Source organism: Bacillus sp. AFS002410 (assembly GCF_002556365.1).
Classification (GTDB): Bacteria; Bacillota; Bacilli; order Bacillales; family Bacillaceae_G; genus Gottfriedia.
The window spans coordinates 17,956-28,256 of the sequence record NZ_NUEU01000101.1; the positions used below are offsets into that span (position 1 = coordinate 17,956).

Annotated in this window: 18 protein-coding genes; all 18 read right to left on the bottom strand. The window is 33.9% G+C overall.

The features are described from left to right. Window positions 1-164: 164 nt before the first annotated feature. Window positions 165-554, bottom strand: coding sequence for a hypothetical protein (locus tag CN692_RS24215; protein ID WP_098121695.1), 390 nt, complete (start codon window positions 552-554; stop codon window positions 165-167). 13 nt (window positions 555-567) lie between these two features. Continuing rightward, a complete protein-coding gene (locus CN692_RS24220; protein WP_098121696.1) occupies window positions 568-1,125 on the bottom strand; it encodes a major tail protein in 558 nt (185 codons plus the stop codon). Further along, the gene (locus CN692_RS24225; RefSeq protein ID WP_098121697.1) at window positions 1,126-1,440 is read right to left on the bottom strand and encodes a hypothetical protein; all 315 of its coding nucleotides are present in this window, start codon (window positions 1,438-1,440) and stop codon (window positions 1,126-1,128) included. After that, complete coding sequence (locus CN692_RS24230; protein ID WP_098121698.1) at window positions 1,437-1,811, bottom strand: HK97 gp10 family phage protein; 375 nt, start codon at window positions 1,809-1,811, stop codon at window positions 1,437-1,439. The genes CN692_RS24225 and CN692_RS24230 overlap by 4 nt, the downstream gene beginning before the upstream one ends. A gap of 1 nt (window position 1,812) precedes the next feature. Then, window positions 1,813-2,166 carry a phage head closure protein gene (locus CN692_RS24235; protein ID WP_098121710.1) on the bottom strand — a complete coding sequence of 118 codons (354 nt, stop codon included), beginning with the start codon at window positions 2,164-2,166 and terminating at the stop codon, window positions 1,813-1,815. A 5-nt stretch (window positions 2,167-2,171) separates the two neighbouring features. Next, entirely contained in the window at window positions 2,172-2,456 is a 285-nt protein-coding gene (locus tag CN692_RS24240) for a hypothetical protein (RefSeq protein ID WP_373605055.1), read from the bottom strand. A 5-nt stretch (window positions 2,457-2,461) separates the two neighbouring features. Then, a complete protein-coding gene (locus tag CN692_RS26400; RefSeq protein WP_179874547.1) occupies window positions 2,462-2,629 on the bottom strand; it encodes a hypothetical protein in 168 nt (55 codons plus the stop codon). Between the two features lie 10 nt (window positions 2,630-2,639). After that, a complete protein-coding gene (locus tag CN692_RS24245) occupies window positions 2,640-3,794 on the bottom strand; it encodes a phage major capsid protein (protein WP_098121699.1) in 1,155 nt (384 codons plus the stop codon). Between the two features lie 24 nt (window positions 3,795-3,818). Beyond that, the gene (locus CN692_RS24250; protein WP_098121700.1) at window positions 3,819-4,574 is read right to left on the bottom strand and encodes a head maturation protease, ClpP-related; all 756 of its coding nucleotides are present in this window, start codon (window positions 4,572-4,574) and stop codon (window positions 3,819-3,821) included. Beyond that, window positions 4,574-5,713 carry a phage portal protein gene (locus tag CN692_RS24255; protein ID WP_098121701.1) on the bottom strand — a complete coding sequence of 380 codons (1,140 nt, stop codon included), beginning with the start codon at window positions 5,711-5,713 and terminating at the stop codon, window positions 4,574-4,576. Before CN692_RS24255 ends, CN692_RS24250 begins: the two co-directional genes overlap by 1 nt. Window positions 5,714-5,732: 19 nt before the next feature. Continuing rightward, the gene (locus CN692_RS24260; protein ID WP_098121702.1) at window positions 5,733-7,391 is read right to left on the bottom strand and encodes a terminase TerL endonuclease subunit; all 1,659 of its coding nucleotides are present in this window, start codon (window positions 7,389-7,391) and stop codon (window positions 5,733-5,735) included. Continuing rightward, window positions 7,388-7,723 (bottom strand): P27 family phage terminase small subunit, encoded by a 336-nt coding sequence (locus tag CN692_RS24265; protein WP_098121703.1) that lies wholly within the window; start codon window positions 7,721-7,723, stop codon window positions 7,388-7,390. The genes CN692_RS24260 and CN692_RS24265 overlap by 4 nt, the downstream gene beginning before the upstream one ends. A gap of 264 nt (window positions 7,724-7,987) precedes the next feature. After that, entirely contained in the window at window positions 7,988-8,323 is a 336-nt protein-coding gene (locus tag CN692_RS24270; protein WP_098121704.1) for an HNH endonuclease, read from the bottom strand. Window positions 8,324-8,407: 84 nt separating this feature from the next. Beyond that, window positions 8,408-8,635, bottom strand: coding sequence for a hypothetical protein (locus CN692_RS24275; protein WP_098121705.1), 228 nt, complete (start codon window positions 8,633-8,635; stop codon window positions 8,408-8,410). A gap of 367 nt (window positions 8,636-9,002) precedes the next feature. Continuing rightward, a complete protein-coding gene (locus CN692_RS24280; RefSeq protein ID WP_098121706.1) occupies window positions 9,003-9,386 on the bottom strand; it encodes an ArpU family phage packaging/lysis transcriptional regulator in 384 nt (127 codons plus the stop codon). Window positions 9,387-9,411: 25 nt separating this feature from the next. Beyond that, window positions 9,412-9,591 (bottom strand): hypothetical protein, encoded by a 180-nt coding sequence (locus tag CN692_RS25915; RefSeq protein ID WP_142317571.1) that lies wholly within the window; start codon window positions 9,589-9,591, stop codon window positions 9,412-9,414. A gap of 3 nt (window positions 9,592-9,594) precedes the next feature. Further along, window positions 9,595-9,885 carry a hypothetical protein gene (locus CN692_RS24285; RefSeq protein ID WP_098121707.1) on the bottom strand — a complete coding sequence of 97 codons (291 nt, stop codon included), beginning with the start codon at window positions 9,883-9,885 and terminating at the stop codon, window positions 9,595-9,597. Window positions 9,886-9,926: 41 nt separating this feature from the next. Then, window positions 9,927-10,124, bottom strand: a complete 198-nt coding sequence (locus tag CN692_RS24290) for a hypothetical protein (RefSeq protein ID WP_098121708.1) — start codon at window positions 10,122-10,124, stop codon at window positions 9,927-9,929. Window positions 10,125-10,301 lie beyond the last annotated feature (177 nt).

Genomic DNA, 10,301 nt, shown 5'->3' on the forward strand with positions numbered 1-10,301 from the left:
TCTCACCTCACTTTAAAAGTTATCATAATCACTCTGAGAGGCTTTACGAACTTTTTCATTTTCTGGCTTATTCATTTCAACATATTCGTCAATGAAATCAATACACATACCAATTGTCATACTCTCTAAATCTGATTGCGTTAACCCGACTCGATTACATAGTACTAAGAACGTTTCTGTTGAAATTTCTTGTTCTTCGCCGGAGGAACCCACTTTTTTTTTGTTTGTAAAGTGAAACCTAGAAGTTCTTGAACCTTTGGAACAATATCAAATAGTGGGAACTCATCAAACTGGTCTAACCACTCAATTGGTTCGGGAATAGTTTGGTCTGCTGTTTTAGCCATAACCCAAATAATGTTATAGAGGACATCGAAATCTACATGATCGATGTCTTCAGCTTTAATATCCTGTCCTGCATTAAGTTTTTTCAAAGAATTCAATTTTAAAATTTCAACAAAAAAGTCTTTTTGGAATTGAGCCTTGTATTTTAAAGGAGTTGCTCCAGTACTTTTAAATCGTATCTGCTTACCATCGATTAGAATAGTCTTTTCCATAGATTATCACTCCTTATTTTTCGTATACTGCAGAATACCAAGCATCATATACAACAGCAGGAGTATCGGCCGTAGTTGATGTTTTAACTTTTCCATCACTTAAACGGGGAGCTGCAACTAGAGATAATTCTGTTGTTCCAGGTTCTGATGATGTTGTTTTTGTATTACTTGATAATCCTGGGCGTGTGACTGTGCAATTGTACAGGACATGACGGTTCGCTTTAACATCACCATCGAATTCGAACATGAAAGCAATTTTCTTTGGTTTTGCATTGCTTAATTCTGTAAGAGTTTTGTCGGTTTCGTCTAAAACTTCACCTAAAACATCTTCTCTGAAAGCATCTGGAATATTAGATACTGTTAGTTTTGTATCATAACCTTGGTTCGTACTTGCTGTGTAATATAACGTATCATCTGCGAAAAAATAAGTTTGTTCACCTTTAGGTTCTAACGTTAAAGCTGTAGCTCCAGGTAAACGTGCTGGTGTATCATAAGTTTCAGTTCCTCCAGTTTCTGTAACAATTGAGTAATACGCATTTTTAAGACCAAATACAACTTTGTTTTCAGCCATTTAAATCAACCTCACTTCGTAAAATTTTTGAAATAATTTCTCGGAATCTATATAAACTTCACTAGAATCATAAGGGATATCATTTTCATCAAGTAATGATTCTATAATTCTCTCAGAATCTAAATCTTTTTTCTTTGTATAAAGTTCAATATTTACATTTGATATCTTGTGAAAAACTTCGTTATCAGCATGAAAATTAGAAGAACTATCAACTAAATAACAAATATAAGGTGGTTTTGGAGGTGTATCAAAATGATAATAAGCCACCGGAAACCCAGTGGCTTTTAATATATTCTTTAATTCAACTAAGTTCATGACTTAATCGCCTCTTCTACACGATCTGTGAATTTTTTAACTGCTTTTTCCTCAGCTGGACGAATATGAACTTTGGCAGGAACACGACCACCATTAACTTTTGCGTGTCCTTTCTCCAGCAAATGAGTAAGACGATAATACGGAGCTTTGACATGTACTACATATCGATTCCCTATCTTTTTTCGTGTCCAACTTTTGGCGTAAGTACCACCATTTTTCTTTCTTTTTGGACTAGTTTCCTTTAATTCTTTAACCAGTTCTTTAGAGACTTCATCCTTAGCAGTTTCCAATTCTTCTTCTACTAAATTTGAATATCGTTCTAATTCTTTTGTAATTTCTGCTGTTAAATTTGAAATAGTAATTCTAGCCATCTTACACACGCTCCTTAGCTAAAATTGTGAGCGTTTCATAAGCCTCATCATCATTAATAGGAGGTTCTATAATGTCGAAAAGACGATTGTTATACATAATCCTCATATCTGAGGTAATACCATCTGTATAACGAATAATAAAACGTGAAATAATAGTTGCTTGTGTTGTGCCAGTAGAAAGATATTCAGAACCTTTAATCGTCTTAATCATTGACCAAACCGATTTAACGTTTTCCCAAATATCTTCTTTCTGGTCCAACTCATCCACTATTCCTGATTCTGCTTCCTTTTGAAAGGTAATTTTATGTCTAAATGAACCTGAGTTAAAGTTGGGATTATATTTAAATGGCTGAATAGGTATCACTCCTCTAACTCTATTAATTCAAGCGCTTTGTCTAAAGCTAGACTGTTTATCTGACTTAAGAAATTTGTATTAAAGTATTCTAGCGCATCGTTGTATACATATCTAGAACGTTCAAATACAAGTTCTTTAAATTCTTCATCAGATTCAATATTGTAATAGCCACATAATCTTATTAATGACTTATGGGACGCAGAAAGGATACGCAATAAGTTAGTATCTTCATCGTCACCTAAACGCATCCTGTCTTTAAATTCCCCTAAGATTTCATGAGTGATTTCCATTATTATCACTCCTTGCTTTTTAAGATTTCTTGAATTCGAACTAAAAAAGAGCTATCAAGGTTTTTTTCAACCTCATTAGCTCTTTTGACCGTCATTTCAATATCAGAACCTACTTTATAAATTTCGTTTGTATGAACATCACGAAAAGTTTTTAGAACTTTAAATTTAGCCATTAGATTGCCCTTATCCAGCAGGTACTGTTTCAGTTACATTTAAAGTATAAATAGCTGCTGCTTTGTTATCATCCGCCTTACCGAAAGCAAATTGTTTAGCTGTGTAAAGATTGCAGTCCTCTAAAGCCAAAGTTTGATCAAACTTGTTAATTTGTACGGATCCACCAGTATATGCATCATAGCGATTATTAACAAATGCTAAAAGCTCTTTCTCTGTTTGGAAAATTGATTCAACAATACGAAGATTGAATGGTAACGCAGTTACATAAACACCATTTGCATTTAAGAATGTATAAAGCGCTTTTACGTCCCATGCATCTACAGGATTCACTACTAGAACTACTTTTCCAGATACGTTTACTGCTTTTCCATTTGATTTTGTAGAAAGATTTTTCATGACACCTGATAACTCTTTTACAGTAGTAGCAGAATTAGCAAACGTTAACGTATCAGTAATATCTTTTTTAGCATGACCGTTTGTTGGATCAACTGCTTTTGTTAAGTCACGAACTAAACCAATTGGTTGGTCCTTAACAGGTCCTAAACCATTAATAAACGCATTTTCTAAAGCAACAGCGAAAGTTTCTACAATTTGTGCGCGAACATAAGCTTCAACCCATGCTGGACCAAATTTCTCTAAATCCTTAGGTAAGACAACAAATGCAGTTAATTTAGATTGAGTGATATTTTCTTCACTGAAGCTCGCATCCAATTGACCCTTGATATCTCCAAATACCTTACCCCATACAGCTGCGCCTTCCGTATCTGACTTAATAATACGAGTTAGTAATCCTGCATTTTGTAGGTTAATTTCTGCTAATAAAGGGTGGTCAGTTGTTAAATCTTCGAAAATACGGTCAACAGTAGTTTCTGGAAGGATTACATCAGAAGTGAATCCGTCTGATTGCACAACTGTATTAAAGAATTTCATTTCTGTTGATGTTAAAACATTAGCACCACGCGCAACTAACACACTACGATCTGCACTTTCGTTTGAAACCTGTGCAGAAATTTGACTTGTTAATGAAGCTACTAGTGCTTCTTGCATTTCATTCCAAGCAGATTCAATTTGCTCTGGTGTTGATTCCTCATTTTTGATTACAGTAGCATAATTATTACGTGCTTTTTCATAAGTCTCTGTGTGATTATTTAATTTAATTACCATTTGTCATCCTCCTATATTTGAGTATCAAAAAAACCTTCTGTTTCTCGGCTGTGCTGCTACCACAGAAACAATAGGTTCGTTTGATGGTTCATTATTTTGTTTTAAATTATTAGTTACAGTGTTGATAATTTGTTGCAATTGTTCATCATTAATTTTGAATTTGTTTGAATTAATAGGTGTAGAAGAATTTGCTGCAGTAGAAGTAGCAAACCCGATTTCCATTGCATCATTAGCACTAAACCATGTTTCATCATCAACCTTTTGACGAACGTCTTCTCTGCTAACATTTGCTTTTTGCATATAAATATCGATGAGGCCATCTTCTAATTTTTCGAGTAAATCGGCTTGTTTACGAAAATCATTTTTACTTCCCCAAACAATATTAGATGCTTCGTGAATCATCAACATAGCACCTGCACCCATAATTACTTCATCACCTGCCATTGCAATAACAGATGCTGCTGAACATGCCCATCCATCAATATAAATTGTTACTTTTCCAGGATGATTTTTTAGACGATTATAAATTGCAATTCCGTCAAATGCATCACCACCAGGCGAATTTAGATTGACTACGATATCATTTGAGCCCGCTGCCTTTAAAGCATTATCAACATCTACCGCCGATGTAGATTCCCACCACCATGATTCACCAATGTCACCATAGATCGTAAGGACGGATTCCCCTTTTTCATTATCATGTGTTACAGCGAAATTATGAGGAATGCTTTCTAGTTGCTTGTTGTATTGCTGGTTTTTAAAATTAAATCGTCGTCTCATTATTTTGTCTCACCTCCTTCAACGTCACTTGCGGATTGATAGTTTTTCGTAATCACAAACTTGTCCAACTCTGGATTGTCTGATCGTTCTGCTCCAAACAATTCCCTCACCTCATTTCGTGTGAATGTGCCTGAAGCGACAAGCTTATCTACCGCTTCGGCATTTTCGATTAAATCCTTTTCAGTTACACCTCTTACTTCAATCCTGGTACCATACAAGTAATCATTTTTTTCAATTAGTTTAGTATTTAATTCGTCACCGATTTTTTTAACAAGTGGTCCAATGCAAAATTTCACAAATGCTTTTATACTAGTTTCATAATCAGCTAGTTCACCATGAATTAAAGCTTTAGGAATACCTAGTATGTTGGCCACATCGTCTATCAGTGAACGTTTAAGTTTTGTAAGTTCTTCAATTGATTGACCATTCCCATCACCTTTTGCAACCTCATTATATTGAAAACCTTTCAACATAGGTACAAGGGCAATAGTATTCTGGCGAAATGAATTAAATATTTTATCAATAAATTTTTGTAACTTATTTTGATTATCTTCACCAAATGATTGATTCGTTTCAATACTAACCGTTCCTCGAATTTGATTATTCCGGAGATTAATCTCAATCATTCTGCTAAACAAATCAGCATAATCTTTAAACATTCCTTCCATGAACTGAGTGAGCTTTTCGTTGTTATAAGTAAGATAAATAACTTCGTTCATTTGAAAGGTTCTTTGAAAGGTGTAATCTTTAACTGTTACATCTTTAAAAACATCCGGATAAACTGCATATTCGGTACGCGTAAAACTGTCGGCAATTAATAGATCGTTGTTATCAGTTAAGATAACTAATACTTCATTTTCATTTATTAATTCAAATATAAACCTTTGCCAAAAGTCTGCAGCTGATTGATCAGTATTAGGTCTGACATTTAAAAGATAGTGCCAGTCATTCAATTGTCGTTTACCATTACTCATATAGCGAAAATCAGATTGTGCAATTGTCCTTCCAATAAAATTCACACAAGTTTCTAAAGCTAATCTCTTTAGATAGCCACGTTGTGTAGTGTCATAGCTTAAATCTAAATCAAACAAACTTTCAAGTTCGCTATTTCGCCTTAATATTGAATCCAAAAATCCCATTTACATTTTCACCCCCTCCCTAAAAGTTCAATGCATCTAACATATCTAAAGAGTCATCAATGTTTATTTCGTCTTCAAGTATGCTATCGGCTTGCCATAATGCATAAACAAACGCTGTAAATCCGTCTGTTTTTCTTCGAACTTCATCTTTTTTCAAGAAATCTTTATTTCCATCATTCTTGACCTTTACAACAATGTTGTTTGTATTCCATCTCATTAATGGATTGTCACCAAAAACAATTCGTTTTTGAGCAAAGAGCATTTCAATTCTTGGAGCAAGTTTCGCATATATTGCATGCGGATTCTGAATGTATAACACATGAAATCCCGCCTCTTCCAATGCCTGTTTTACAATATCTAGACGGAATGTATCACCAATAATAGTGTTTAATCCGTATTTCTCTCTCATTTCACAGAAATAATTAACCATATGTTCGATATTTATCACTGGTCCATCAAGCAGAGTTAAGTGACCTTGTTTTTCCCATTCCTCAATCGGAGGTTTTAACTTAGCTTCTTTAATAAAATCTCGTCTTGCAAATTGGTGGCTATCCCAAATATAATCATCACCATGTTTAAAGAGGACTCCACATGCAGTGAAATCTTTAACGAAAGAAAAATCAATTGCGCCAATACAGACCTTACCTTTTAAAACGTTATATGGGATTGGGCGTTTGGTAGCTTGAATATCTTCCCACGAAGCAACTCTAACTGTATTGTCCTCTTGAGGAAGATTCATTCTTTTTGCCATGAACTCAGGTCGTCCCGATGGATCATCTTCTAAATCAAGATACTCATCCATAATCGTATCAAACAATTCTTCGGCATAAGGACTTCTTGGTTGGCTAAACATAGGATTAGCCTTTTCCCAAAGTTCTGGCTTATCAACTTCTTCCTTGTTATCCATTTTGCATATAAATACAAAACGGTTTTTACGTTTACTACCACCTTTTAAAACGTCCAAACATTGTTCAATAAATTTATCAAAAAAACCACCACGTACATGACCGTTGGTGGAAATATAAATCCTTCTTCTATGTTTTACTTTCCCTAAACCTGAACTAAGGGTATTAATTAATTTTGTATCCTCATAAATGTGCCACTCATCAAAAATTAAACAACCAGGGCGACCACCGTCTTTTGTGTCAGCATTGGATGTTCGAAATTTAAATTCAGCAAGTGATAACTTACCTGTAATTTTCGTCTTAGTCCACGAGAAGAATTTTTTCATGAAATTCTTGTTTTTCTCTTTCATGTTATAAACTTCTTTTACTGACGTTTCGGCTTGGTCTTCACTATTCGCTACAACATCAACGTTGTATCCTTCTATACCATGACCAGGACTAATGAAATAATCTGCAAGTCCAGAAATTAAACCGTTCTTTCCATTACCACGAGCTATAACAATAACGATATCTTTGTAAAATAACTTGTCACGAACTTTATATTTAAGGAATATGAACGCAATGATAAATTTTTGAAAAGGCTCCAACTTGAAATACCACTTTTCAATAAAACTTATACATTTCTCAATTTGTTCTTCATCAAAATATATATCGTCACGAATTAGAACCTCTGTTTCTAGTTGTTTCATTAGTTCAATACGTTCCTGATTAAAAACGACAGTACCTTTACGCCATGAATTCATATATGCATCTACATATTTTTGGCGAATCAATATAAATCACTGACTTCTGGTTCGTCATTATCCTTATCATCTTTTACTTTCGGCAAATCAATTGAACCAAATTTGATTGAATTTTCCAGAGAAATTAATGTTTTTGTGAGCTTATTTAATTCATTTATTGCTGGATTTGATTTAGCAAATTCCTGATTTGCATTAATGGTCGTCATGATCACGCCATCTTTATTAATAGCAGTTTGAAGCTTTCTGATTTGCCTAATAATCGCGATATACCGCTTAACTTTATCGACTTCCATTAAATCATTTTCATCTATTCTTAACATTAATTGTTTTTCCAAATCTGATACTTTTACTGCTCCACCCACAAAAACACCCCCCTCTCTTTTTTAACCCCCTATTATAACGGCAGTTTTTTATATTTTTTTAGACGAAAGACTCCCCCTTACCGGTGCCCCGGGCCCACGAAAAAGACAAACTTTTTGACCCGGGGGGTAGTCTACAAATTCCTTATAAATTCCCTATAATATGTTTTATTTAATTCGTTTCGTTCTGAAGGTGTTTTATAACATAGAATGTAATGTAATAGTAATCTGTTCAGTTGCCCTGCAATCATTTCTTTCCACATACTATTACCACCTCTCATCATGAGCCCACTTGTTAACTCTTTTACTAAAGTCTCGACCATGTTCTTTGTTATGACAATCAACACAGATAGTCTCTAGGTTATGCATATCCAATGCTAACTCAGGATGATGTTCAAGCTCTTTAATGTGATGGACTACCAGCTGTATCTTCTTACGTCTAGCACGCTCACTGTATTCATTCGTATCAATGGATACTTTCCCTTGTCTCTTACATTCCTGACATTCATGATTGTCACGCTTCTTTACTTCTACTCTTAGTTGTTTCCATGCAACACCGTCATAGAACTTACGCTTCTGTTGTTTTGTTTTATACTCCAACACAATAACAACTCCTAAGATAAAATAAAAAGACTTAGCAATAAGCTAAGTCTTAAAACCCTTTATTATTATGTAACCTAAAACAAATTAAAGTATTTGAAAGTCTGGTCTATCAATTGCAAATCCATCTTTGTCAACTTCAATAAGTCTAAATTCGATAACGTTATTTAAGTTTACTTTTTGTGATTCGCTTCCGAACCAGTTTATATTACTGTGTGTTATCTCAGTTGAAAGTTCATCCATAGTTTCCCTCTCAACTTTATCGACTCTTATCTCTTGCCCATTTACACTTTTAAAATATACGTCAAAAAACATGGTTATCACCTCCTTTAGTCCTATTATTCGACAAAAGAAGGTTTATTCCCTCTAAACTAGACCCATCCAAAATAATGGAGGATTGGGGAATCATCAAAGATGGATCTAGTTTACAAAGAATAAAAAACGGGCATTTAACCCATCCTCACACCACGCTCTTGACGACTAGCGTCTAAGGTATATTTCAACCCACAGCATGATCGAGTTACATAATTGATATAGGAGTTTATGCTTCTCCCATCAACTAAATTAGCTGATAAGAAAAGTTTAAGGCTTATTCGTTTTTCAAACTTCCCTTGTTTTATCCCTGTTTTTGTCCCTAATTTTATCCAGTGTTTTGTCGGTTTTTTGTCGAAGAAAAAAGCACTCAAACAATGTTGAGTGCTGTAGCAAGTGAAAAGATTGCTTGTCTTTTATGTTCGTAGTATTGGTCTTTAGTTAACCCTAAATCCATGTATAGATTGATATCTTTAATTCGATTTGGAGCCAAATACTTATATTTAATAATCTCTCGTTCGATTTCATCTAAAGCATATTCAAGTGCACGTTCCACTTGTTTTACTTTTAATCTCTTCTCAATTTCTTTGTCTACGATCATTGGGAATAGATTAATCTTTCCTTCAGAAGTCTGCTCATCTTTATTTTGAACTGCAACTCTTAAGGCTTTATATTGCTTTAGTTGCTTTACGACTGCTTTTCTAACTTTTTTCTCATCAATTGCTTCAAAAAATGCTAATTGTTCCAAATTTATTACCTCCTTTTTAGGAGTTCACTTATTAATCTTCTTTCACAAATACTTCTCCATTTGGTGCCGTATATAAGATGTCCTTTTTGCAAGTAAGTAGATAACCAACGTCTGGCATAGATAATACCTCCATTTCAGTAATGATTGTATTAAGCTTAAATGTAGCGATTAGTTTTCTATTTGTTTTATGAAAAACGACTAAATACTGCATGATTTAACTAAATTTCACTAAATGATTCTTGTTGTTCCAACTTTTCATAATTACTAAGTTTCCATTGTGGCAATTAGAAACAACTGCGATATATTGAAAACCTAGCTCATTAATATAACTAGCTGAAAGGTAATCCCCATTCTCTTTTAAAATGCACCCTTTATCTTTATCACCTTTATTCCAATATTTCTTACTTATATATAACTTGTAATGACCAATTGTATTTTGTAAAAAATACACTGCTTTTTTCTTTTTTTCTCTATCATTGATTTTCTTTTTTAATCTTTTGTTCATTTTGATCCTCCTTATATGGCACTATCGATTCGTAGAGTGCATTAACTATTTTGTTTCTCAATCCATTTTGGATAACGTTTTAACATTTCCTCTAGGATAAGAAAATCTAAATCTTCATCACAATCAGCACAAGTGATATGACCAGAAAAATCACCATCATATACATCTAAAATGTCACCTTTACAAAATGGACAATACTTAAATTTTCGTATCTGTTCTGCTTCAAAAATAAACTGCATAACATCGCCTCAATCTGTCGCTTTATGTGTCAAAAACGTTTCACATTTTTTGTAACGTTGCATAGCATGTACTATAAAACTCCTTTCTTTACCAATATCACCTATTTCTTTAGAGAAGCCTTTTTCAAAAAGCTTCTCTTTTTTATCTAAAAATTAACCACAAAACGATAAGCCAAA